General features: G+C 34.0%; 26 protein-coding genes. All 26 read left to right on the top strand.

Annotated elements, in window-relative coordinates; genetic code table 11:
• Positions 1-99: 99 nt before the first annotated feature.
• The 26 genes from cdaA to LN736_RS10490 all read left to right on the top strand — a co-directional run bounded on the left by cdaA (position 100) and on the right by LN736_RS10490 (position 25,746).
• Complete coding sequence (cdaA, locus tag LN736_RS10615) at positions 100-951, top strand: diadenylate cyclase CdaA (protein ID WP_150355384.1); 852 nt, start codon at positions 100-102, stop codon at positions 949-951.
• Positions 918-2,165 carry a CdaR family protein gene (locus LN736_RS10610; protein ID WP_150355383.1) on the top strand — a complete coding sequence of 416 codons (1,248 nt, stop codon included), beginning with the start codon at positions 918-920 and terminating at the stop codon, positions 2,163-2,165. Before cdaA ends, LN736_RS10610 begins: the two co-directional genes overlap by 34 nt.
• Complete coding sequence (locus LN736_RS10605; protein ID WP_150355382.1) at positions 2,155-3,744, top strand: NAD(P)/FAD-dependent oxidoreductase; 1,590 nt, start codon at positions 2,155-2,157, stop codon at positions 3,742-3,744. Before LN736_RS10610 ends, LN736_RS10605 begins: the two co-directional genes overlap by 11 nt.
• Before the next feature lie 90 nt (positions 3,745-3,834).
• Positions 3,835-4,920, top strand: coding sequence for a butyrate kinase (gene buk, locus LN736_RS10600; protein WP_150355381.1), 1,086 nt, complete (start codon positions 3,835-3,837; stop codon positions 4,918-4,920).
• A 48-nt stretch (positions 4,921-4,968) separates the two neighbouring features.
• Positions 4,969-6,045, top strand: coding sequence for a butyrate kinase (gene buk, locus LN736_RS10595; protein ID WP_150355380.1), 1,077 nt, complete (start codon positions 4,969-4,971; stop codon positions 6,043-6,045).
• Between the two features lie 206 nt (positions 6,046-6,251).
• A complete protein-coding gene (locus tag LN736_RS10590; protein WP_150355379.1) occupies positions 6,252-6,914 on the top strand; it encodes an ATP-binding protein in 663 nt (220 codons plus the stop codon).
• Between the two features lie 144 nt (positions 6,915-7,058).
• Positions 7,059-7,268, top strand: coding sequence for a 4Fe-4S dicluster domain-containing protein (locus LN736_RS10585; protein WP_150355378.1), 210 nt, complete (start codon positions 7,059-7,061; stop codon positions 7,266-7,268).
• A gap of 18 nt (positions 7,269-7,286) precedes the next feature.
• Positions 7,287-8,357: a 3-methyl-2-oxobutanoate dehydrogenase subunit VorB gene (locus LN736_RS10580; protein WP_150355377.1), complete on the top strand. Its 1,071-nt coding sequence runs from the start codon at positions 7,287-7,289 to the stop codon at positions 8,355-8,357.
• Positions 8,357-9,106: a thiamine pyrophosphate-dependent enzyme gene (locus LN736_RS10575; protein WP_150355376.1), complete on the top strand. Its 750-nt coding sequence runs from the start codon at positions 8,357-8,359 to the stop codon at positions 9,104-9,106. Before LN736_RS10580 ends, LN736_RS10575 begins: the two co-directional genes overlap by 1 nt.
• Position 9,107: 1 nt before the next feature.
• Positions 9,108-9,638: a 2-oxoacid:acceptor oxidoreductase family protein gene (locus tag LN736_RS10570; RefSeq protein WP_150355375.1), complete on the top strand. Its 531-nt coding sequence runs from the start codon at positions 9,108-9,110 to the stop codon at positions 9,636-9,638.
• A 145-nt stretch (positions 9,639-9,783) separates the two neighbouring features.
• Positions 9,784-11,136 (top strand): phosphoglucosamine mutase, encoded by a 1,353-nt coding sequence (gene glmM, locus LN736_RS10565; RefSeq protein WP_150355374.1) that lies wholly within the window; start codon positions 9,784-9,786, stop codon positions 11,134-11,136.
• 184 nt (positions 11,137-11,320) lie between these two features.
• Positions 11,321-11,521, top strand: a complete 201-nt coding sequence (locus LN736_RS10560) for a DUF4177 domain-containing protein (protein ID WP_150355373.1) — start codon at positions 11,321-11,323, stop codon at positions 11,519-11,521.
• Between the two features lie 640 nt (positions 11,522-12,161).
• Entirely contained in the window at positions 12,162-13,988 is a 1,827-nt protein-coding gene (gene glmS, locus LN736_RS10555; protein WP_150355372.1) for a glutamine--fructose-6-phosphate transaminase (isomerizing), read from the top strand.
• 266 nt (positions 13,989-14,254) lie between these two features.
• Positions 14,255-14,494 carry a YdbC family protein gene (locus LN736_RS10550; protein ID WP_179978375.1) on the top strand — a complete coding sequence of 80 codons (240 nt, stop codon included), beginning with the start codon at positions 14,255-14,257 and terminating at the stop codon, positions 14,492-14,494.
• Between the two features lie 264 nt (positions 14,495-14,758).
• Positions 14,759-15,595, top strand: coding sequence for a L,D-transpeptidase family protein (locus LN736_RS10545; protein WP_179978376.1), 837 nt, complete (start codon positions 14,759-14,761; stop codon positions 15,593-15,595).
• Positions 15,596-15,789: 194 nt separating this feature from the next.
• A complete protein-coding gene (locus LN736_RS10540) occupies positions 15,790-16,119 on the top strand; it encodes a PadR family transcriptional regulator (RefSeq protein ID WP_150355366.1) in 330 nt (109 codons plus the stop codon).
• Positions 16,120-16,628: 509 nt separating this feature from the next.
• Positions 16,629-17,021, top strand: coding sequence for a secondary thiamine-phosphate synthase enzyme YjbQ (locus LN736_RS10535; RefSeq protein ID WP_150355365.1), 393 nt, complete (start codon positions 16,629-16,631; stop codon positions 17,019-17,021).
• Positions 17,022-17,064: 43 nt separating this feature from the next.
• Complete coding sequence (gene cuyB, locus LN736_RS10530) at positions 17,065-17,808, top strand: cysteate racemase (RefSeq protein ID WP_179978377.1); 744 nt, start codon at positions 17,065-17,067, stop codon at positions 17,806-17,808.
• 67 nt (positions 17,809-17,875) lie between these two features.
• Positions 17,876-18,571 carry an HAD family hydrolase gene (locus tag LN736_RS10525; protein WP_150355363.1) on the top strand — a complete coding sequence of 232 codons (696 nt, stop codon included), beginning with the start codon at positions 17,876-17,878 and terminating at the stop codon, positions 18,569-18,571.
• 149 nt (positions 18,572-18,720) lie between these two features.
• Positions 18,721-19,275 (top strand): cob(I)yrinic acid a,c-diamide adenosyltransferase, encoded by a 555-nt coding sequence (cobO, locus tag LN736_RS10520; protein WP_150355362.1) that lies wholly within the window; start codon positions 18,721-18,723, stop codon positions 19,273-19,275.
• A gap of 233 nt (positions 19,276-19,508) precedes the next feature.
• Positions 19,509-19,751, top strand: a complete 243-nt coding sequence (locus tag LN736_RS10515; RefSeq protein ID WP_150355361.1) for an acyl carrier protein — start codon at positions 19,509-19,511, stop codon at positions 19,749-19,751.
• A complete protein-coding gene (locus tag LN736_RS10510) occupies positions 19,748-21,217 on the top strand; it encodes an AMP-binding protein (protein WP_229981517.1) in 1,470 nt (489 codons plus the stop codon). The genes LN736_RS10515 and LN736_RS10510 overlap by 4 nt, the downstream gene beginning before the upstream one ends.
• Positions 21,218-21,242: 25 nt before the next feature.
• The gene (locus LN736_RS10505) at positions 21,243-22,355 is read left to right on the top strand and encodes a LuxE/PaaK family acyltransferase (RefSeq protein ID WP_150355359.1); all 1,113 of its coding nucleotides are present in this window, start codon (positions 21,243-21,245) and stop codon (positions 22,353-22,355) included.
• Positions 22,352-23,641 carry an acyl-CoA reductase gene (locus LN736_RS10500; protein WP_150355358.1) on the top strand — a complete coding sequence of 430 codons (1,290 nt, stop codon included), beginning with the start codon at positions 22,352-22,354 and terminating at the stop codon, positions 23,639-23,641. The genes LN736_RS10505 and LN736_RS10500 overlap by 4 nt, the downstream gene beginning before the upstream one ends.
• Positions 23,642-23,716: 75 nt before the next feature.
• Positions 23,717-24,133, top strand: coding sequence for a MaoC family dehydratase (locus tag LN736_RS10495; RefSeq protein WP_150355357.1), 417 nt, complete (start codon positions 23,717-23,719; stop codon positions 24,131-24,133).
• 158 nt (positions 24,134-24,291) lie between these two features.
• Entirely contained in the window at positions 24,292-25,746 is a 1,455-nt protein-coding gene (locus LN736_RS10490) for a sigma-54 interaction domain-containing protein (RefSeq protein WP_150355356.1), read from the top strand.
• Positions 25,747-26,007 lie beyond the last annotated feature (261 nt).

Genomic DNA, 26,007 nt, shown 5'->3' with positions numbered 1-26,007 from the left:
TTTTATTAAAATTTTTTTAAAATACTTTAAAGTATTGATATAAACAATATTAAATAGTGTATAATTATTAAGAGATATTTTTATAGGACGGTGGAACGGGTGGAATTATTGCAAATAATAGTTAATTCAGTAAGGAATATAAGTTTGTGGTCTATTGTGGATATATTAGTGGTATCATACATACTTTATAAAGTGTATATGCTTATAAAAGAAACTAGAGCCGAGCAGCTCTTAAAGGGAATTGTGCTTATAATATTTCTTATACCCATAAGCAGCTTTTTTCATTTGGTAATGCTTAACTGGATACTTACAAAAACGCTGACTATAGGTGTTCTTTCTTTTGTTATTATATTTCAGCCTGAAATTCGCCGTGCACTTGAACATCTTGGAAGAACAGCCTTTAATGATAAACATATATTACAGGATGAAGAGGTAATGGAAAGAGTTGTAACAGAAGTTGTAAATTCTGTAGATAATTTATCGAAGAGCAAAACAGGAGCTCTCATTGTAATTGAACAGATTACAGGACTTGAAGATATAATAAATACAGGGACTAAAATAGATGCTGTAGTATCTTCGGCTCTTTTAGAGAATATATTTGTAGTAAATACACCTTTGCATGATGGGGCAACTATAATAAGAAATGACAGAATAGTGTCAGCGGGGTGTTTTTTGCCTCTTACAAATAATAATGAATTGAATAAAAAATTAGGTACAAGACATAGAGCAGCCCTTGGTATATCAGAAAATTCTGATGCCCTGATTATAGTAGTTTCTGAGGAAACAGGAACTATCTCTTTTGCCGTTAATGGAAAATTAATAAGGAATTATACTAAGGATAGACTTAAAAAAATTCTTATTAATATAATGAAAAGAAGATTTCAAAAAAAGTTCACATGGAGAGAGAGGGTGATTGAGTGGAAGAAGAAAATAAAAAGAACCAGATCTTAATAAAAGTATGCTGTGTTATTGCTGCATTTATCTTATGGTTATATATATTTAATATAGAAAACCCTATGACAGAAAGAAAAATTGTAGTTCCTGTAACTATAGTAAATAAAAATGTACTTGCTCAATCAAAGCTTGTTCAGGTGGGTAATGAACAGCCTAATGTATCTCTCGTAATAAAAGGAAATGCTTCTGATGTATATTCGGTAAGGCCCAGTGATTTTCAATTGAACTCGGATTTAAGTGCTTATGTTATGAAAAAGGGAGAAAATAATATACCGGTAACTGTAAAAAAGAGCCCCAGTAATATAAGTATAATAAATAATCAAAATTTATGGATAAAAATACAGTTAGACGAATTAAAGGAAAAATTTGTATCCATAAAAATAATACTAAGAGGAAAACCCAAAGAAGGATATTATGCTCTAGATCCTGTCTTGAAAACAGAAAAAGCAAAAATAAGCGGTGCTCAAGATTCAATAAATGCGGTGAAATATGCTGCAGCTATATATGATTTAAAATATGCTCAAAATGACATAAGTACAACATTATCGCTTCAACCTCAAGATGTATCTGGAAATTTAATAAAAGATACCAGTATAAGTCCTTCTGCTGTTAAGGTTGTCATACCTATTGGAAAAATAAAAACCGTTCCAGTAAATATTAAAGTTCGTGGTAATTCTATAAATGGTTCGGAAACTAATTTGATGACTGCTGTGCCGGATAAGGTAGATATAGCTGGCAATGAAAGTGTGATAAAGAATATAAGTGGAATAGATACAGAGCCTGTTGATTTAAGCAAAATAGGAAGTGCAGAAAGTACACAGATCAAGTTAGTAGTTCCAGAAGGGGTAAAATTAGTAAATAGTGATGGAGTGATACAATTAAAATTGAATTCGAGTACATTTAAAGTTGATGGGGAATCGCAGAGGCAATTAAATTTGAATATACTTGTTAGGAATTTAAGTGACAATTATACAGCCAAATTGAGCAGCGGGAGTGTATCGATAGTAGTTTCTGGATCTGATAGTATTCTAAATAATCTAAATGAAAATAGTATAGCTTGCTTTGTAGATGCGGATTCGATGGATGAAGGGGTTCACTCCGCCAATGTAGTGATATCTCTACCTCAGGGATTGACATTAGTATCTCAAAATCCGCAGAGTGTGAATTTAGAAATAAGTAAAAAAACGTCGGAGGGACAAAATGGCCATTAGAATTAATAATTTGATTATGGGTATAGATGGAAATTTAGAAGAATTGAAAAGTAAATCTGCAAAAAAACTTAGAATAAGTAAAAGTGATATTGAAAAATTTAGAGTACTGAGAAGATCTATAGATGCCAGAAGAAAGAACAGTATAAAATTTAATTATTCTGTAGAAGTAGTATGCTCAGCAGAAAAAAAATTAAAGTCAGTGGATAAAGATGTAATAATAGAAGGAAGAACTGTACGATGGAAAATAATTCCGGGGAGAAAGGAAATGGATTCCAGACCTGTAGTTGTTGGAATGGGGCCTGCAGGTATGTTTGCAGGCCTTCTTTTGGCAAGAAAAGGATACAGACCGCTTATAATAGAAAGAGGGGAAAAAATTGAAGATAGAGCAAAAACAGTAAATAGATTTTGGACCACCGGCAAGCTGAATTTAGAATCCAACGTTCAGTTCGGAGAGGGTGGAGCGGGTACTTTTTCCGATGGCAAATTGACTACTAGAATAAAGGATAAAAGATGTGATTTTATTTTGGATACATTTTCGAAATATGGTGCCCCTGATGAAATTACATATGATGGCAAGCCTCATATAGGAACAGATAACTTAAAAATTGTGGTTAAAAATATAAGAAATAAAATATTAAAATTAGGGGGAGAAATACTATTTAACAGCAGGCTGGAGGATTTAATGATAGAAAACAAAAAATTAAAGGGTCTAATTGTAAATGGAAGTGAAATTCCCTGCAGCAATTTAATACTTGCTATAGGACACAGTTCTAGAGATACATATGAAATGCTTTTTAGAAGAAAAGTATTCATGGAGCCCAAAGCTTTTGCTGTAGGTGTTAGGGTGGAGCATTCACAGCACATGATAGATATAAGTCAATATGGGAAATTTGCAGGGCATCCTAAATTGGGCCCTGCAGATTATAGGCTTACATATAAATCTAAAAGTGGAAGAGGGGTCTACAGTTTTTGTATGTGTCCTGGAGGAGAAGTTGTATCTGCGGCTTCAGAAGAAGGGGCACTTGCGACTAATGGAATGAGCTATTATAAGAGAAATCTTGATAATGCAAATTCTGCTGTGGTAGTAACTGTTGATGAGAATGATTTTCAAGGTAATTCCCCTCTAAAAGGTATGGAATTTCAAAGATATTATGAAAGGTTAGCGTACAAATTAGGGGGAGGAAATTACGTTGCTCCGGTGCAGTTGATCAGGGATTTTATAAGGGAGAAAATTTCTACTGGATTTGGTGAAGTAAAGCCTACTTACAGACCGGGATATGAGTTTAGAGATTTAAAGCAGTGCCTTCCATCAAAGGTAGTTATAGGATTGAAGGAAGGTTTTATCTACTTTGAGAAGAAAATACCCGGATATGCGGAGGGTGATGGAGTAATAACAGGTATTGAAACTAGAACTTCTGCGCCTGTTAGAATACTTAGAAACAATAGTTTTGAAAGTATATCCTTAAGTGGACTATATCCCTGTGGAGAAGGTGCAGGATATGCAGGGGGTATAGTATCTGCTGCAGTAGATGGTATTAAGGCAGCGGAAAGCATAATTGAAAACTATAGACCTTTCTGAGCAGTTGTGGGTATACTGGTACGTTTTCTTTTTAATATATATCTGGTAAAATGTGATTGTTGAAGAATATATTTTACGGGGGTATTTTATATGGACAATATTATACTGGTAATTAATCCTGGTTCTACATCAACTAAAATAGCATTATTTGAAAATGAAGAATGTAAAATTTCAGATAATATATTACATGATGTGGATAAAATAAAAAAGTTTAAAAGCATATATGCTCAAAAGGAAATGCGCACTGAAGTTGTATTAGATTGGCTTAGATCCAACAATGTAGTATTAAACAGATTGTCTGCTGTAGTAGGGAGAGGAGGGCTGCTGCGTTCTATGCCTGGAGGAACCTATAAGGTCACGCAGAAAATGCTGGAGGATCTGAAGATAGGTTATCAAGCACAGCATGCCTCTAATTTAGGAGGAATTATTGCAAATATAATAGCCCAAAAAGCTGGCGTACAGGCATTTATAGTGGATCCAGTAGCAGTAGATGAAATAGATGACATTTCAAGAATATCAGGCATACCACAGATTGTAAGAAAATCTCTCGTTCATGCGTTGAATACCAAAGCCGTTTGTAGAAAAGTATGCCGTAAGTTTCATAAAGATTTTGACAGAAGCTCTTTTGTGGTTGCACACATAGGTGGAGGCATATCTGTATCTCCTGTTAAGAATGGAAGAATAATTGATACAAATAATGCCAATGAAGAAGGGCCTTTTTCACCAGAAAGAGCAGGGACTCTGCCCTGTGGAGATTTAATAGAATTGGCCTTTAGCGGTAAATACACCCGTGAAGAACTGAGAGAGAAAATAGTAGGTAGGGGAGGACTTGTAGCTTATTTGGGAACTAATAATGGTAAGGAAATAGCAAATAGGATTGAAAATGGGGACAAAAAGGCTAAATTCATACTTGAAGCAATGGCATATCAGATTGCTAAGGAAATAGGGGCCATGTCAGTGGATCTTAATGGACAAGTAGATGCGGTAATATTAACCGGAGGAATGGCTTATAGTAGAGTTCTTACGAATGTCATAAAAAATATGGTAGCTTTTATTGCCCCTGTTGAAATAATACCAGGTGAACTTGAAATGCTGGCCTTAGCTCAAGGGGCGCTAAGAGTACTTCAGGGAAAAGAAAGGGTAAAAATTTATGATGAAGAGGTATCTTTTACATAGGTACATATTATCAATGAAACGGCCAATAGGATTTTGAGGAGGGAAAATATGGAATACAGAATTTTAGTGATTGATCCTGGTTCTACATCTACTAAAGTATATGTTTGTGAAGGTAAAAAAGAGATATTGAAAGAAACTATAATGTATTCATCATCTTACATAAATAAATATGATAGAGTTTATGACCAGTTTCAGTTCAGAAAAGAAGATGTATTAAAAATATTGAGGAAAAGAAGTTTTGATTTAAATACCTTAAGTGCAGTTGTTGGGAGGGGTGGTCTTTTAAATCTTAGAGAAGATAAAATTTATAGGATAAATGAAGCTATGATAGAGGATTTAAAAGTGGGGATACAAGGTGAACATGCTTCAAATTTAGGAGCTATAATAGCAGATAGTATAGCAGGCCCTTTGAAAATACCTGCATTTACAATAAATTCAGTTACTGTGGATGAATTATGGGACATAGCGAGGATATCAGGCATGCCTGATATAACTAGGAAAAGTAAATTTCATGCTTTGAATCAAAAAGCGGTAGCGAAAAAATATGCTGCTGATATAGGTATGGATTATGCAGATTTAAATTTGATAGTTGCTCATATGGGCGGCGGAGTCTCAGTAGGGGCACATAAAAGAGGGAGAGTTGTAGATGTAAATAATGCATTGGATGGAGATGGACCATTTACTCCAGAAAGAGCTGGTGGAATTCCGGTAGGAGATCTGGTAAATCTTTGTTATAGTTGCAAATATAGCTACCACAAGATGAAGAGAATAATAGCTGGAGAAGGTGGAATGGTGGCTTACCTGGGTACAAATGATTTTAGGAAATTGGAGATGATGGTGAATATGGGAGACAAAAAGGCCCGAATAATTTTAGATGCCTTTATACTTCAAGTATCCAAAGAAATAGGAAAATGTGCAGCGGTTCTTTCGGGAGATGTGAATGCTATAATTTTAACAGGCGGCATAGCCTACAGCGAAAATGTGGTAAATAAATTAAAAGAGAGGGTATCTTTTATCTCATCTGTGATTTGTATTCCTGAAAGATATGAGCTGTTGGAACTGGCACAAGTGGGATTTAGAGCTTTGAATGGAGAAGAAATTAAAGAATATAAAATAATTAGTTAGAAATGTGAGAAATTTGTGATATAATATATTTAAGAAAGTATAAAAAAATCATATGAATCTTTAATTGACAGTTATTATTCATATTTTTGATAATTATCAGGTATTTTAAATGTTTTGCCTAAAGGATAGAATTGTTTTATGCTCTATATGAAACCGTTTACCAGATGCGCAACGTTGGGTATAAGTTCTTCAAATGAGGTGATAAAATGAGTAGAATTAAGATATTTACAGGTCATTTTGGAAGTGGTAAAACTGAAATAGCTATTAATTCTGCAATAAATACTGCAAATGAAAATAAAAAAACAGCAATAGTAGATTTAGATATAGTAAATCCATACTTTTGTACAAGAAGTTTGAAAAATGAACTAGAAAAAAAAGGTGTAAGAGTTATATCATCAGATCCTAATCTATTGAACGCAGAATTGATGGTAATACCTGCTGAAGTGCTTTCAGTATTCAATGACAAAAGCTATCAGGCATTTTTTGATGTAGGGGGAGATGACCAAGGAGCTGTAGCACTTGGACAATTTAACAGATTTTTCAATAGTGAACCCTATGATATGTATTATGTAATTAATAACAAAAGACCGTTGACCTCAAATGAAGAGGATACTGAAAGATATATAAAATTCATAGAAACTTCATCTAGATTAAAAGTAACTCATCTCATTTCAAATAATAATTTGTCCTATGAAACTACTGTATCGGATATACTGGAAGGGGATAAACTGGTTGAAAAATTATCTGGCAAATTGAAAATTCCCCATGCATATACTGTATGCAGGAAGGATCTAGCAGATGAAGTTCAGGGTAAGATAAATACAAAAGTATTTCCTATAGATATTTATATGAAGACACCCTGGGAATAGGATATTTGGAAATTAGGTATTTTAAAACAATCAATATGCTAGAAATAAAATTCATATAAAGTTAAAGGTGTTAAATTTATTATCTAGAGACATTACAATCAATTACAATTATTTAATAGCTAAATTTTTAGGAGGGGATTTCTCATGCCAAAAGTAACTTTTAGGGAAGAGAGATGCAAAGGCTGTGGACATTGTATAGAAGTCTGTCCAAAAAAGATTGTGTCATTTTCCACCAAGTTAAATGCAAAAGGGTATCATCCGGCTACTGTTCCAGAAGATAAAATGGAAGAATGTGTAGCATGTGCATCTTGCGCTAGAATATGTCCAGACTGTGTAATAACTGTTGAAAAATAATAAGGAGGTAGGCTTTTTATGGGAAAGAAGGTATTAATGAAGGGCAATGAGGCCATAGGTGAAGCAGCTGTAAAAGCAGGATGTAAAGCTTTTTTTGGATATCCCATTACCCCGCAAACAGAAGTCGCAGCTTATATGTCCAAGGTTATGCCAAAGATAGATAGAGTTTTTATTCAAGCTGAAAGTGAAGTAGCTGCTATAAACATGGTTTATGGTGCAGCTGGTAGTGGTGTCAGGTGTATGACATCTTCAAGCTCACCTGGAATTAGTTTGAAGTCAGAAGGTATATCATATATTGCAGCAGCGGAATTACCCTGTCTTATTATGAATATAGTAAGAGGAGGTCCAGGCCTTGGAAGCATACAGCCAGCTCAATCAGATTATTTTCAGGCGACAAAAGGCGGTGGACATGGAGATTATAATATGCCCGTATTTGCACCAGCTTCCATACAGGAAATGATAGATTTAATACAGGATGCCTTTGACGTGGCTGATATGTACAGGACTCCCTGCATGGTAATGGGAGATGGAATGCTCGGACAGATGATGGAACCTGTGGAGTTTAAAGAAAGACCACAGAGAAAATTACCTGAGAAAACCTGGGCAGCTAATGGCCTTAATGGAAGGAAGAAGCATAATATTATAAACTCCCTGTACTTAGCACCTGAGGAATTAGAGAAACACAACAACAAACTTCAAGAGAAATTTAAGAGGATAAAAGAAAATGAAGTTAGATATGAATTGTATAATTGTGATGAAGAATGTGATCTGATATTAGTGGCATATGGAACTACATCGAGAATATGCAAGAATGTAATTAAGATGGCTAAAAAAGAGGGAATAAATATAGGATTGATAAGACCGATAACCTTGTGGCCGTTCCCAGTTGAAGCTTTTGAAAAAACTATAGATAAGACAAAACATGGTTATCTGTCTGTAGAGATGAGCTGTGGCCAGATGGTCTATGATGTAAAGTTGGCAGCTAACGGTAGAAAACCAGTAGATTTTTATGGAAGATCTGGAGGTATGGTTCCAGAACCTTCGGATATTTTAAAAAAGGTTAAGGCCATGATAGGAGGGGAAAAATAATGACTGTAGTATATGAACCACCAAAATCACTGCTGGATGTGCCGACACATTACTGTCCAGGGTGTACTCATGGAGTAATCCACAAATTAGTTGGAGAAGCAATAGACGAGCTTGGGATATTGGACAAAACTATTGCAGTTGTACCAGTAGGATGTTCAGTTCTAGCCTACAATTATTTTGCCTGTGATGTATTTGAAGCGTCCCATGGAAGAGCACCGGCAGTTGCTACAGGTGTAAAGAGAACTAATCCTGATAGTGTAGTATTTACTTATCAAGGGGATGGAGATTTAGCAGCTATAGGTACTGCAGAAATAGTTCATGTAGCTACAAGGGGAGAAAATGTGACTACTATATTTGTGAATAACTGTATTTATGGTATGACTGGAGGTCAAATGGCTCCAACCACTTTACCGGGACAAGTTACTGAGACTACTCCTTATGGAAGAGATACAAAAATAGCTGGATATCCAGTGAGGGTTTCTGAAATGATATCCACCCTTACAGGAGCATGTTATGTGGAGAGAGTTTCTGTAGATACTATACCTCATCTTTTAAAAGCTAAAAAAGCTATAAAAAAAGCATTTCAAAATCAATTGGAAGGAAAGGGATTTTCACTGGTTGAGGTTCTTTCAATATGCCCTACTAACTGGGGACTGTCGCCTAAAGAGGCAATGCAGTGGTTGAGAGATAACATGATACCATACTATCCTTTAGGAGTAAAAAAAGACACTACTGAGGAGGTGAAGTAAGGTGGCATCACAACAGATTATTTTTGCAGGATTTGGTGGACAGGGTATTTTGTCTATGGGTAAATTCTTGGCTTATGCAGGTATGGATGCCAACTTAAATGTTTCCTGGCTTCCTTCTTATGGACCTGAGATGAGGGGCGGGACAGCTAACTGTTCTGTAATATTGACCAATGAGGATATAGGCTCTCCCATAGTTTTGAGGGCGGATAGTATAGTTGTAATGAACAGACCTTCTCTAGAAAAATTTGAAAACTCTGTAGAACCTAATGGTATAATAGTAATGGATTCGGATTTAATAGATATTATGCCAAAGAGGAAAGATGTAAAGATCATAGCGATCCCGGCTCAAAGTCTAGCAGAAAAAATAGGGAGCAAAAAAATAGCTAATATGATTTTGTTGGGAGCCTTAGTAAAAGAAACTGGAATAGTTTCTATGGATCAATTGCTCAGTTCTTTAAAAGATCATGGAAAAGAGAAATTCTTTGAATCCAATAAGGCAGCTGTGGAAAAAGGTATTGAATTTGTAAAGTAAGCTTTTGTTAAAGCACTTTATTGAATGCCATTTTGGTTATTTAATAAGGTGCTTTTTTAAGTTATGGAAAAGTACGTTGTGGAAATATTTTTAATGTAATATAATATAAAAAGACAAATTAACTTTTAATAAGTGAGGTATTAGTATGCAGAGAATGTTTGGCACTGACGGTGTAAGGGGAATTGCAAATGGGGAATTGACTTCAGAATTGGCTTATAAATTGGGAAAAGCAGGAGCCTATGTATTGACGGAAGCAGTACATAAGCCTAAGATACTCGTTGGAATGGACACCAGAATATCTGGAGATATGCTGGAAAGTGCATTGGTTTCAGGTATACTTTCCATAGGAGCGGAGGCCATTTGCATTGGAGTAATACCAACACCAGCAGTAGCTTATTTGACAAGAAAATATAAAGCAGATGCGGGAGTAGTGATTTCAGCCTCTCATAATCCTGTGGAATACAATGGCATAAAATTTTTTAATGGTTCAGGATATAAATTATCTGATGAACTAGAAGATAAAATACAGTACATAATTGAAAGTGATTTTAAGGGAATATCTGTGCCTTTTGGTGCGCAAATAGGAAGAAAGATAGTTGAAAAGGAAGATGCATTGAAAAGCTATGTGGATTTTGCAAAATCAACTATTGATGGAGATCTAAGGGGATTGAAGGTTGTGCTAGACTGTGCCAACGGTGCCTCTTATAAGACTTCTGTAAGGGCTTTTGAAGAATTGGGAGCTGAATTAAAAGTTATAAATAATAATCCGGATGGAATAAACATAAATGACAACTGCGGTTCTACCCATCCTGAGCAACTTATGAGAACTGTAGTGGAATCAGGATTTGATTTAGGGCTTGCCTTTGACGGAGATGCGGACAGATGTATTGCTGTGGACGAAAGAGGAAATCTCGTAAATGGAGATTTTATTATGGCTATAATAGGGAAAAACTTAAAGGAACAGGGCAAGTTGTATAAAAACACTGTGGTGGTTACTGTTATGAGTAATATGGGACTTGATATAGCACTTGAAAGAGAAAAAATGAATACAGTAAAAACCAAGGTGGGAGACAGATATGTGCTTGAGAAGATGGTGAAGGAAGGATATAAATTAGGCGGAGAGCAATCGGGACATATAATCATGCTGGATTATAATACCACAGGAGATGGACTTGTCACTGCACTGCAGATATCCTCCATAGTTAAAAAAAGCGGCAAAAAATTATCCCAGCTTGCTTCCATGATGAAGAATTTGCCCCAGGTACTGGCAAATGCAAAAGTGTCTAATGACAAAAAAAACATATATGAAGAAGATGCAGAGATAATAAAAAAAATAGAAGAAGTAAAGAAAAAGTTAGATGGCTGTGGGAGAGTACTGATAAGACCTTCAGGAACAGAACCACTTGTCAGGGTCATGCTGGAGGGAGAAAATCAAAATGAAATAGATAAAATTGCTCGTAATTTAGCTGAAATGATTCAGCAGAAGGCCAGTTTGTGAAACATTAAAAAATATATAAATTTTAATACACTGCTGTAAAATACTAAGCAGTGTATTTTTATTTTTTAATTAAATATTTTTAGCTCTATTATAATGTAAAATTGGGAAGTATATTAATTAGAGACCTAAATGATTTTTGCCTATTTTAATGCTAATATATGATATTTGGAGGAGTTATAGAGAAATGGTATGGGAATATAAAGTATTTACAGCAGAGAATTTTCTGGGTTCAGATGATGATTTGACTTTAGAAGAAAAATTGAATAAATTTGGTAAAGATAATTGGGAATTTTCAGGAATTATACAAAAACCATATACCACACTGGGTAAAGATTCCAAAGTGGACGGCGACTGTATAATATTTAAAAGGCGTATAGAAAATTAAATTACAAAGAATTAGATTAGGGCAAAAATCATTTGGTCAAAAATTTAAACACTATTATAAACTATGTTAATACAAAATTAATAATTGAATTTAATATGTATTTACATAGTATGATCTTAGGAAACGACCATATTTCAAGATGATTTAGAATAAATTCCATATTGAGGATGCATATATTTCACAATTGCGATAGTTGACAAAAAATTAAATTAAATAATATAATGTATTGATGACAGATTTGAGGTTGTCAATTATATTAAAGGCAGGTGGTTATTAGTTAGTAGTAATGTAACAAAAGCGCCAGAACTTAAGTTCGACTGACCAAATCGAAGATTTGGAGTCTCACTTGAGTTGACGAGGATGGGGAGTATCGAATCTTCGGCGGGTGCCCCACGGTATCGCACTACCGTTAACAACTGATAAAACCAGGAAGCAATTTCTGATACAACATCAGTTTGGTGTAAAAACCTTTAATAGGAGTCGAATATGCGATTCCAAAAGTACGATTTCCTGAAAAATCAATAATAATTCGGGTTTTATTTGATTATGACTTTTTGATTTCATATTGAAAGAAACTACCGTGTTATTAGTGGAGAATTGTGCTGCATTTAATATATTAAATATTGAAAGGAAGATTAATATGTGCGGAATAGTTGGATTTGTTGGAAAAAAACAGGCATCACCCATTTTAATTGAAGGTCTTAGCAAACTTGAATACAGAGGATATGATTCAGCAGGAGTTGCTATAATAGATAAAGATCACATCAATGTGGTGAAGTGTAAGGGAAGACTTAAAAATTTGGAAGATAAATTGTCAAAACATCCATTAAAGGGTATAGTTGGAATAGGTCATACAAGGTGGGCGACCCATGGTAAACCCTCTGATTTAAATGCACATCCACATAACAGTCAGGACGGAACAATAAGTGTAGTTCATAATGGTATAATAGAAAATTATGTACAACTTAAAGAGTGGCTCACATCCAAGGGATATAAATTTATATCTGAAACTGATACAGAAGTTATTCCACAACTTATAGAATATTTCTACAATGGAGATATAGTAGAGGCGGTCATGAAAGCAATATCAAGGATAAGAGGAAGTTATGCCATCGGGGTTATTTGCTCGAAAGAGCCTGGAAAACTGGTTGCAGTGAGAAAAGACAGCCCCCTTATAGTGGGTCTTGGTAAAAATGAATACTATATAGCATCGGATATTCCGGCTGTGTTAAACCATACGCGAGATATATATCTTTTGAATGAAAATGAATTTGTGGTTATAACAGAAGATGGTGTGAAACTTTTATCTGAAGATAAGAAAGAAATAAAGAGGGATGTTTATCATGTTACCTGGAGTGCAAATGCTGCCGAGAAAGGTGGATTTGAGCATTTCATGATGAAAGAGATACATGAACAGCCAAAGGCTATAAAAGATACTATGACATCTAGAATCATGCTGGGAAAGCCTGTAACTTTAGATGATATAAAAATAACAAAAGAACAAATTAAAAATATAGATAAAATATATATAGTGGCCTGCGGAACTGCATACCATGCGGGAATGGTTGGAAAGTATGTGATAGAAAAACTGGTGAGAATGCCTGTAGAAGTGGATATTGCTTCAGAATTCAGGTACAGGAATCCTATAGTAAATGAAAGAACTTTGATGATAATAATAAGCCAGTCTGGAGAAACTGCTGATACCCTTGCAGCCTTGAGAGAAGCAAAGAAGCAGGGTGCCAGGGTAATAGCCATAACAAATGTGGTGGGAAGTTCTGTATCCAGGGAAGCGGATGATGTGCTCTATACCTGGGCGGGTCCTGAAATAGCAGTTGCTTCTACGAAGGCATATGTAACCCAGCTGATTGCAATTTATATAGTAGCTCTCTTTTTCGCGCAGCATAAGGGGACCATTAGCACAGAAAAAATAGAAAAGATAAAAGAGGAAATGCTTTCCCTGCCTGTGAAGGCGGAAAAAGTGCTTGCAAATAAAGAGATCATCCAGGAGTTTGCAGAAAAAACCTACAAAAAGGAAGATGTATTTTTTTTGGGAAGAGGCCTTGACTACGCTGTTGCATTGGAAGGATCCCTGAAACTGAAGGAGATATCTTATATCCATTCGGAAGCTTACGCCGGCGGCGAACTGAAGCACGGTCCTATAGCGTTGATTGAAGATGGAACTGTGGTGATTGCAGGGGCTACACAGGAGAAACTGGTTGAAAAGATGGTAAGCAATATCAAAGAAGTGACTACCAGGGGAGCTAAGGTTCTGGCTTTTGCTTTTGAGGGAAACAAGAATGTTGAGAAGGCAGCTGACTCTGTCATATTCCTTCCCAAGACACTGGATATATTTGCTCCGGTACTTGCGGTAATTCCACTTCAGCTTCTGGCCTATTATATTTCCATAAAGAAAGGCTGCGATGTGGATAAGCCTAGGAATTTAGCCAAGTCCGTTACGGTGGAGTAGACGGACTATAAGGGTGGATGGCTGCTATTGGCTTGAAACAAAGTTTGATTGTAGTATGCAGGACAAATTGAATAAGCAGTAAAGTAAAACCGTGCATTCTCCATATTTGAGAGAGTGTGCGGTTTTTTACTGGTCTTTGTGAATTTAATTATTTATTATACATCTATTTAAAATTTATTATAAGCATATAAAAAAATATGCTATTATAAGATCATAATAAGAATAGTTAGGAGATGGAACATACACTTGTAAAAGGAGAGATTCAAATGACGAATATTAAATTTGATATTGTTAAAAATATAGGAACACTGTCTGAAGGTTCGAGAGGCTGGAAAAAAGAGGTCAACGTTGTGAGCTGGAATGACAGAAAAGCGAAGATAGATATTAGAGACTGGGATGAAAAACATGAGAAAATGGGGAAAGGAATAACTTTAGACAAAGAGGAGATATCAGAGTTAAGGGACTTGTTGAATAAGATTGATATTGATGAACTGGATGTGGAGTAGGAGCTATTTGGGTAAAATGAATTATTTTTTGCAAAACTATAAGAGATAATGTTATTCCGTGTTATAATATACCTGTATAAGGGAAATGAGTATGTTATAGGTAGCAATTTTAAATTTTTAAATAATTGGTACCATTTAAGTGATATAATAATATGATGAATATAGATTGTATTTATGTAACATGTTATTATTTTTTATCGTCATTATTATTAAAGGGGGAATTTTATTTTAAATTAAAAGCAGTAAGAGGGATGGGAGAGCCATATGAAGCGAGTTTTATTAATAGGAATTGTAGGTGTAATAATTTTTAGTTTTTCTGCATGCAGCAATTTATCTAGTATATACAATAGAGAAGATGCTCAAAAAGTAAATGTTGGTAGTAACATAACTCCGCATCCAAAAGAAAAAAAACCGGTATCACCACCTAGAAGCATTCTTAAGGCAGGGGATAAGGGGAATGATGTAAAAGATATTCAAAAGAAACTTAAAAAATTTGGTTACACTGTAAATGAAGATGGAGATTTTGGAGAACAGACAGTATATGCTGTGATGGACTTTCAGCACAAACATGGTCTTACTACAGATGGAATAGTAAGTGGAGCCACGTTGAAGGATTTGAAAAAGAAGCCTACTGCAGATATAATGTACAAGCCTACGGCAGAAGTAGTGTCTAATTTTAATTCAGCTTATTCGGAAGGCATAGTAAATAAGTTGGATACTCAGAGCTATACTGATTATTATGTTATGGTCAGTACATCAGAACAGATGGTATACATTTTTAATGGGAGCATCCATAAATGGAGACTGATAAATTCATTTCAGTGTGCATCAGGAACAGGCGGTACACCAACAGTTAAGGGTCAATTCTTTGTAGGGATAAAGGGTCCGCAATTTGAATCAGAAAATGGAGCCATACTTAAATATTTTACACAATTTCAGGGGAATTATTTATTTCACAGCGTTTTATTTGATAAGAACGGAAATCTGGTAGATGGTACTCTTGGGAAATCTGCTTCCCATGGTTGTATAAGACTAGCTCTTGAAAATGCAAAATATATTTACGATAATGTCCCTATAGGTTCAGGAATCTTGATACAATGAAAATATTTATTAGCTCATGAAAGAAATGAGAAACTTTGTTTCAAGTTTCTTTCATTTTTTTATATCTGAATGTAAGATGATACATGATCCCTCATTTTTTTATTGACCGAGAGATTGGGTTGTATTACAATATAATTAACCTACTATGTAGTGCAATGTAGATTAAATATTGAATTTGGAAAGTAGGGAAATACATGTTCGATAAGTCTCAACTTATGAGAGGAACTCTGGAAGGCTGCATATTGAAGATAATAAGTTTAAAAATTACCTATGGATATGAAATTATGGTATCACTTAGAAATTATGGATTTAGTGAGATAAAAGAGGGTACAATTTATCCTCTGCTTATAAGGTTGGAGAAGAAAAATTTAATTTTCGGAAAATTCCAGCCTTCACCTTTAGGACCGAGCAGAAAATACTATATTATAACGAAAAAGGGAAGAGAGGAATTAAAAAGTTTTGAAATATATTGGAATAATGTTTCAAGTATAGTGAAAAAAATATTATGTTTGGAGGGTGAATAATGGTAAATCAATTGAAAAAACTCCGCAGATAAAATAATTTAAGAGACAAACAACTATCAGTAGAAAATAACCTGGTGATAATGGATATAGTATGTTACCTTAGATCTTCGAATCTGTTTTTCAATTGATATAATGAATATTTTCAAAGGACAATTTCAGCTTCAAATTACACTGGGATTTGTACTTTCAACTATATTTATTGTAATTTTTGCTGTGTATGCATGTCAGTGGATTACAAAAAAATCCTTTGAATTGTATTATACAAAGACAAAAGTGTTATTTGTGCTTGGATCTGTGGTGATGTTTTCAATTATAGCTATGATAAAAATATTCACTGAAAAGTATGTTTTATTTTCTGTAAATTTTTTGTATCCTCTTGTAATTTTATGCATTATCTTGACTTTCATAGTATATTTGGATAACAAGCATGTAAAACAAATAGTTAAGACTTATAAAAAAATTGTAATGAAATATAATATTTATTTATATATTTGATTTAAGGTGAAATAATGGAATATTTAGTAAAAACAAAAAGAGCTCAAGAGTTTGTGGATATAACAGGTTTTGTCAATGAGGTTGTAGCTAAAAGTGAAGTCAAAAATGGAATAGTAGTGATTTTTGTTCCCCATACTACTGCTGGAATAACGATAAATGAAAATGCTGATCCCGATGTTGTGAAAGATATTTTATCAGGATTAAACAAAGCATTTCCTGAAAGAAATGGATACCTGCATGTGGAAGGTAATTCCCATGCTCATATAAAGGCTTCACTTATAGGTTCCTCCTGTAATATCATTATTGAAAATGGAAGATTAAAACTTGGAACCTGGCAGGGAATTTATCTATGTGAATTTGATGGGCCGCGAAATAGAAGAGTATATATAAAGATAATTAGCGGCTGATTTATAAAATAAATTTTATATAATATTGAAAGGGTTGATAAATATGATTGATTCAGAAGCTGAAAATATAAATAATACCAGCAAAAAAATCATTGGAATATTAGGGGGAATGGGCCCACTTGCTACTGCTGATTTGTTCTATAAAATAATTACATTGACAGATGCTAAAAGTGATAATGAGCATATTCATGTAATCATAGATAATAACACTGAAATACCTGATAGAACAAACTATATTTTGGGAACTGGGGAGGATCCCAAAAAATATTTGATTGAATCTGCCTTGAAACTTGAATTGATGGGTGCGGATGTTATAATCATGCCCTGTAATACTGCCCATTATTTTTATGATGAAATAGTAAAATATATTCATATACCTTTTTTAAATATGATATCGGAGACTGTAAAGGAGATAAGAAGAACAAATACTGAAATAAAAAAAGTGGGCTTATTAGCTACAAAAGGTACATGTTTTGCAGGAATATATGATAAAATATTTAATAAATATAATATTGAGGTGGTTAAACCGGATGACACCAATGAAAATATTGTCAGCGATTTAATATATAGTGTCAAAAAAGGAGTTAAAAAATACGACCTAAATAGTGTACAATCTGTTCTTTCATATTTTAAATCAAAAGATGTTGATACTGTAATTTTGGGTTGTACTGAATTGCCAGTGGCTTTTAAAATGTTGAATATAAAGGGCAATTATGTTGATCCCACTAAAATATTGGCACAAAGTGCAATTAAATTTGTCGGGAAGAAAATAGTTGAACATGAATAGATGCTGTTTCTAGTCAGAAAGCGGAGAAATCATTGTCGGTCCTATAGATATAAAGGGGTTATAAAGTATGAAAGATTTTAAATGCATCATGTTTGATTGCATGGAAACAATCGTAAATATGACCGAGCTTCCAGAAAAAAGTGATTATGCCCTATGGGCATTTAAAAATTCAAAATGTGAAGAGTATTTTAAAAGCTTCCAAGAATTTTACACATATTATAAAAGAGCTGAAAAAAGTATTTTATCTAGTATTCCCCGGTATAAAGAATATGATTTTGAAGATATATATGTACAGATTATGAAAGAGAGGCATTTTGCTCAAAAGGACGGCAGAGTGTTAGTTGAAAATCTCCTTGTAAATTTTTGGAAAAACTATAGAAACAGGTGTTACGTTGAGGAAGAAATTAAAGACACCATATCCAGCTTAAGGAATAAGTATGTTTTAGGAGTAGTGTCGAATTTCAAGGTAAAAGGAGGAATAGAAGAACTGTTGAAATACACCGGTGTGAGAGAGTATTTCAGCTTTGTCATAAATTCTTCAGAAGAAGGATGGAGGAAACCTCATCCTCAAATATATGTATCTGCCTTGAAAAAATCAGGGTTTTCACCGGTGGATGCAGTATTTGTAGGAGATGACTTTATAAATGATTATAGAGGACCTAGGAGGTTGGGAATTGTCAGCATTCTTTTTAATAAAGGAAAAGAATGCGGAAAAGGTTGTAAAAAAATAGATAAATTTGTAGAACTTAAGGAAATATTATGAATCCTTGGAGCTTGAAAGGTTAAGTATTTCTGATAAAATAAATTAGATTGTTAAAAAAAGAACAAAATATATTGAGACACCTAATTAATATAAAACAAGGGATTTAAAGTCATGCTTAAATTAGTAGAATTTGGGAGGAAGGTGATAAGATGTCAAGAGTGCAATCGGTACAGTCAACTATTGCTAAACGCGGTTTAGTGATGGTAATTACGGGTAATGGCAAGGGTAAGACGACTTCTGCATTTGGACAAGCTTTACGTGCTATTGGGCATGGATATAAAGTATGTGTTATCCAGTTTATGAAAGGTAGAAAATACGGAGAAATCATGGCAGTAGAAAAATATATTCCGGATATTACAATTATTCAAAGCGGCCTTGACAGTTTTGTAATGAAGGATAATCCAGCTCCGATAGATATTGACCTTGCCAAACAGGGTTTTAAAAAGGCTCAGGAAATTGTAAAAAGTAAAAAATATGACCTGGTTATCTTAGATGAGATCAATGTTGCTGTCAATTTTAATTTAATTTCAGAACAAGAGGTAATAGATTTAATCAAACAAAAACCTCTTGAAGTAAATCTGTTACTAACCGGTCGCTATGCTTCTGATAAAATCGAAGAAGCTGCAGATATGGTAAGTGATATAGCTGAAGTTAAACATCACTATAATGCTGGAATTAAAGGTCAAGCAGGAATTGAATATTAATTTAAATTTTAGAATAAAATTGTTGCAGATATGGAACAAAATGCATTTTTGCAACAATATAAAATGTATATTATGATTACTAGGACTGAGGATAAGTTATATGTACTTTTGTTTTATTAATGCAACAAGCATATATAGGGGGTATCTGCAATTCTTTGATATAGAAATGTTTAGTTGGTGGTATGATAATTGCTACTTAATAAAGATTGCATGGGGAAATGGAGGAGTATATTATGAATAATTTAGATAAATTCAAAAATATAATTTGTGATACTTTAAATATAAAGGATGTAGAAAATATCAAAGATGAAATGGGACCGGATGAAATAAAGGATTGGGATTCATTGGCACATGTGGAATTGGTTACAGCACTGGGAGATGAATTTGGAGTAAATTTTGATGTGGTTGATATATCCAGAATGTATACGATTGGAGACATTAAAAAGATATTAAAAAAATACGGGGTGGAACTATGACATTTACAGACTATATATTTGAAAAATCCGGACATTTAAAAAAAACAGCATTGATAGATGGCAGCAGTATAAGCTATGAGGAGATCTATCTTGGTGTAAATTATGTATCCAATCTACTGAATGAAAATAAATGTTCAAAGGAAGACAGTGTACTTGTTATTTCAGATAATTCCAGATTTTTTATAGAAACCTATTTTGGTATAATTAAAAATGGAAGCATCTGTGTTCCAATTAATCCAAATATGTCTGAAAACGATGTAAAATATATTGTGGATATTTTAAAAATAAAAACAATTTTTTGTCAAAAAAAATATGAATCCAGGGTAAAAAAATTGATTTATGAGAGAGCAATATTATATACTGAAGAAGACATGGGAACAAGTGAAAATGAACTTGTTCTGAATGATCCTGTAGATGTAGAAAGGGATACAGCACTTATTATGTTTACATCGGGGTCTACTTCAAAGCCGAAAGGTGTCATGCTCACGCATTACAATTTGATGTATAATACCGATTCTATTGTGGAATATTTGCGTTTGACTGAAAAGGACCGGGTGGAGGTTGTACTTCCTTTTTACTATTGTTATGGAACATCCCTTTTGAATACGCATTTTAGATGTGGTGGAAGCGTTGTAATAAATAGTAAGTTTATGTTTCCTCAAACTGTTATAGAGGACATAAAGAAATATAATTGTACTGGTTTTGCAGGGGTTCCAAGCACTTACCAGATATTGTTGAGAATGACTAATTTTAAGGATGCTGAGATGCCGTCATTGAGATATGTAACACAGGCCGGAGGAAGGCTTCCAGAGGTATTTATATTGGAATTGTATGAGGCTCTTAAAGGAGTTGACATATACATTATGTATGGACAGACTGAAGCTACAGCTAGGTTGTCATATCTTCCGCCCTCTCAGATTAAAAATAAATTGGGTTCTATAGGAAAGGGGATTCCAGGTACAAAATTAATGATCCTAAATAAGAAGTGTCTTCCAGCTGAAATAGGAGAAGTAGGAGAAATAGTTGCTAAAGGTGGAAATGTGATGAAGGGATATTTTAATGACGAAGAGGAAACAAAAAAGGTTCTTAGGAATGGTCTTTTGTATACAGGTGATTTAGCCTTTAAAGATGAGGATGGATATATATTTGTAGTTTCCAGAGAAAAGAATATAATAAAATGTGCTGGAAATAGAATAAGCCCCAGAGAGATTGAAAATACAATCTGTGGTATAAAACAGGTTGTGGAGTGTGTTGTTATAGGGGTTGAGGACGATATTTTAGGCGAGGCAATAAAGGCTTTTGTAGTTTTAAAAGATAGTAACAGCAGCATAGATTCAAAATATATAGTGGATTACTGTATGGAAAGGCTTCCAAGGTATAAGGTACCCAAATATGTACAGTTTTTACCGTCACTTCCCAAAAATTCATCAGGCAAAGTACTGCTTAAAAAGCTGAAGAATATGTAAGGTAAAACAAGGTAGGTGGATATATGTGGAAATAGACCATTTAATAGAAAACATAGTATTAGGTAATCAATTTAAAATATCTCAAAAGAAAAAGGAAAGTATACTGCTCGATATAATCAAGAAGCAGCTTGAATTGAATAAAGTCAGCCCCAATATAAGCAGTATGTATAAAAAATTTTCTATAAATATTCCCAAGATTTCGAAACTTTCAGAAGTCCCATTTATCCCAGTAAACATGTTCAAAAAATTTGCTCTTTTAACCTGCAGCAGTGAAGATGTAATAAGAATTTTAAATTCCAGTTCCACTACTTCTGGAATTCCCAGCAAGATATATCTGGATAAAACTACGTCTATAAGGCAGATTCAGGGTCTTATAAATACTTTAAAGGATTTTCTTGGAGGGAATAGGAGACCTCTTCTTATCCTGGATACGGAAGACGTGAACAAAAAAAATGCTGTATTGAATGCGAGGGGAGCAGCTATTAGGGGAATCAGTAATTTTGCCAGCAGTATAACTTATGTTATGGATAAAAAGGATGGGCATTTGGAAGTAAATTTGTCCAGATTGAGAAAATTTGAAGATGAAAATAGAGATAGGGAAGTATTGGTATATGGTTTTACCTATATAATATGGAGCAGATTTGTAAGAGAATTGGAAAAGAGGAATATTAGGCTATTGCTTCCTAAGATGAAACTTCTCCACAGCGGCGGGTGGAAGAAACTTGTTTCTGAAAGTGTTGAAAAAAAGGAGTTTAACAGGAGGACAGCAGAGGTCTTTGGGACTGAAGAAAAAAATATATTGGATTTTTATGGTATGGTGGAACAACTGGGAGTGGTATTTGTGGATTGTGAATGTGGATATAAGCATGTACCGGATTTTGCAGATGTTATAATAAGAGATTTTAACACTTTGAAAGAAGTTGAGATCGGTCAGTGTGGAATTATAGAAGTTATGAGTATTTTAGGTTCCAGCTATCCTTCGCAGGGCATTTTGACGGAAGATGTTGGAGAGCTTGTGGGGGTTGATGATTGCAGATGTGGAAGGCGGGGTAAATATTTTAAATTCAAGTCCAGGATGGAGAAAGCTGAAATCAGGGGCTGTGGAGATACATTTGCAGAAAAGGAGGCCATTAAATGATAGATTGTTACCTGTTGGATGGATCCTTTTATAGAGAGAAAAAAATTTTTGATAAATTTGATGAAATAAGTAATACTTTAAGAGAAAATGTAGAATTGTTAAATTCAATACCAGTGGAGGCTGTTATTCTCATATTGGAAGAATACAGTAAAAAATTGTCTAGAGATAAACAACTTCTTAAAATCACAGGAACAGCGTATCTTTCCTTCTATTTTAGAAAATCAAATATAGAAAGGCTGATAGAAATCAATTTGAAAGATAAAAAATATTTAAATAAATTTGTTCCTATAGGTAGCGGCAGATTCATAAAAGCACAGGGGAGGGGAATCAGCTGTCACTGGATAGCAGGAAATGTACCTACTCTTGCTATTTATTCAATTTTTCAGTCACTCATAGCTAAAAATTCAAATCTTGTGAGACTACCTGAAAAAAACATCCCTATAGTTTTAAAATTATTAAAACCTCTGGATAATATACGGGTAATCTACAATGATCAGGTATATTCTTCTAAAAATATATTGAAAAATATATCCCTGATATATTTTCCTAGAGAAGATGAATTTTTAAATAAATCCATGTCTGGTATTGCGGATTCAAGGATTATATGGGGAGGAGAAAACGCAGTAAATCATATTGCCTCACTTCCTAAAAAAACTACCTGTAAGGATATAGTTTTTGGGCCAAAATATTCTTTTGCCGTGTTTGACAGATATGCTGTTGAAAGTAATAGCTGCAGTGAATATATAAACAAGTTTGTAACGGACGTAGTTTTGTTCGGACAGAAAGCCTGTTCTTCACCTCATGTGCTTTTTGTAGAAAAAAGTGATATTCCTTTGAAATATATCGTTGAAATGCTTGAAAGATCTTTTCAAAGAATAGGTAAAAGGTATAAAAATATTCCAGATCAGAATACCTGTGCAGAAATTATAAACAAGAGGGGAATGTACAGCCTTGATTTGACCAAGGATATTTGCTGCAGTGACGGATTGGAATATACTATTTTGATTGATGATGAAATAAAATTAGAAGAACCTGTAGGGGGAAGTTGTATTTTTGTAAAGCAGATAAATAGTATATTTGATATAAAGGATTTGATTACCCGCAGGATACAGACAATAGGTTATGCTATTGATGATAAAGACAAGCTTTTTAAATTTGCAGGTATGGTTACATCAGCGGGTGTAAACAGAGTGGTGGGTTTTGGAACCATGAATAATTATGATTCCCCCTGGGATGGATATTTTATGATAAATGAACTTGTAATGTGGTGTAATCTGAATATTTAGATTATCTTTAAGATTGCTGGCAGGAGACCTTTAAGTAAGGCTCCTGACTTTCTTATATAAGGGAGGTTATATTATATGAGAGGCTTAACCATTGATGAATTGAAAATTGGAGATAGAGCTTATTTTGAAAAGATTGTATCTGAAGATGATGTATATTCATTTGCTGAAATAACTGGGGATTTCAATCCACTTCATGTAGATGAAAAAAAATACAAAGATGTATTTAAGAAAAGAATAGCACATGGGGCGTTGATAGCAGGATATTTATCTGCCTGTATAGGGATGTACCTTCCAGGTCCAGGTACTATTTATTTAAGTCAAAACTCAAAATTCAATTTGCCTGTATATTTTGGAGATACTATAAAAGTGGAAATAGAGGTTTTAGAAATATATAAAAATGAGAATATAGCAAAGCTTAAAACTACCTGTACCAATTCAACAGGTCATAAGGTTTTGACAGGTGAAGCTTTTGTTATGCCGCCGTCAAAATAGCATAAATTATTAAAATACGTGATTGGTGCTTTGAAAGCTAGGGTTTATAGGCATATTTTATCATGAAAACGGTTAAATATATGATATGATTTTTTATGTAGAGTACTGCACATTTAGTTATATTTTATGTTATATGATTTTAGAAGGGGGTTTAATTCATGAAAGACAGGGAATTGGTAAGCTTTGATAATTTGCTGGAAGGAGATGCAAAATTTTTGAAATCCAGAATAAAACAACTGTATCAGGTTATTGAAAGTTCCTATGATGGGATATATATAACAGATGGAAATGCAAATACCATATTTCTAAATAAGTCCTATGAGAGAATCACCGGAATGAGGAAAAGTGAAATGCTTGGCAAAAATATGAGATACCTGGAGAAAAACAATTATATTTCCAAATCCGGGACACTTATAGTATTGAACAGCAGAAGAAATGTTACAATCGAACAGAAGTTTAAAACGGGCAAGACAGCATTGGTTTCCAGCAGCCCTATTTTCGATGAAAATGGCGAAATAACCATGGTGGTCACAAATGTGAGAAATGTTACGGAACTCTATGAATTGAAGGAACAACTGGAGAAAAATAGGGAGATCATGGGAAAATATCATTTACAGCTGGAGGCAATGAGAAAGCAGATTCTTGAATGCTCAGATATTATAGTGAAAGATGAAAAGATGATCAATACACTTAATATGGCAAAAAAAGTGGCAAAAGTGGATACAACTGTGCTTTTGCTGGGGGAAACTGGTGTAGGCAAGGAAAAAGTAGCTAAATATATACATAAAAACAGCAGGAGAAGCAATAAGAATTTTATAAAAATAGACTGTAGTTCTATACCTCATAACCTCATAGAATCAGAATTTTTTGGCTATGAAAAAGGGTCGTTTACAGGTGCAAGCAAGGAGGGGAAGATGGGTCTTTTCGAGTTAGCAGATGAGGGTACGGTTTTTTTGGATGAAATTGGGGAACTCGACATGGATATGCAGGCTAAACTTTTGAGGGTGATTCAAGAGAGAGAAATCAGGAGAGTAGGCGGTACAAGTACTATAAAAATTAATATAAGGGTGATTGCCGCAACTAATAGAAATTTGGAAAAAATGGTTGATGAAAAGATATTTAGAGAAGATCTATACTATAGATTGAATGTAGTGCCCATTACGATTTTGCCTCTTAGAGAGAGAAAGGGTGACATTGAGCCACTTATAAATTATTTTATGGGTGTATTTAATAAGAAATATGATTTTAATAAAGTGATTACCGGTGCAGCAGTGGATTCTTTAAAAGAATATAGATGGCCGGGAAATGTAAGGGAATTAAAAAATATAATAGAAAGAGTTATAATTATGACTACACGGGACAAGATACTGAGAAGCGATCTGCCCATAAGGGAAGTTTGGGACAGCAGCAAATTTGAGAGCGAGGAAAGTGGCATGATAAAGAATCATTTAACTCTAAAGGATGCGGTTGAAAATCTGGAAGAGTCTATGATAGAAAGTGCTTTTAGAAAATGTGGAAATGTGAGGGATGCAGCGAGGGAACTTGGAATAAATGCCTCCACTTTAGTTAGAAAGAGGAAGAGGTACAGGAATAAATGTATGTTGCAAAAATGAAATCAGTTGCAATTATGCAAATAAGAGATATATTTGATAAATTGAATAAGCAAAAGATATTATGTTGCGATTATGCAATAAATCTATGAATCCGACTGTAGTATTTTTATAGTACAGAAATTCGTATAGTTCTGCAATTGCCTGCTAAATTGAGGACTGTGCGAATTTTTTGTATTTTGTATAAAAAACTGGTACTAAAATTGCTTTAATAAGGTTGTGTAAGTAAAAAATTATATCTATATGAGATGAAAGGAATGATTG

Source organism: Clostridium aromativorans (assembly GCF_020908015.1).
Taxonomy (GTDB): domain Bacteria; phylum Bacillota; class Clostridia; order Clostridiales; family Clostridiaceae; genus Clostridium_B; species Clostridium_B aromativorans.
The sequence above is the reverse complement of the archived record's forward strand: the minus strand, read 5'-3'. Positions and strand labels throughout refer to the sequence as shown.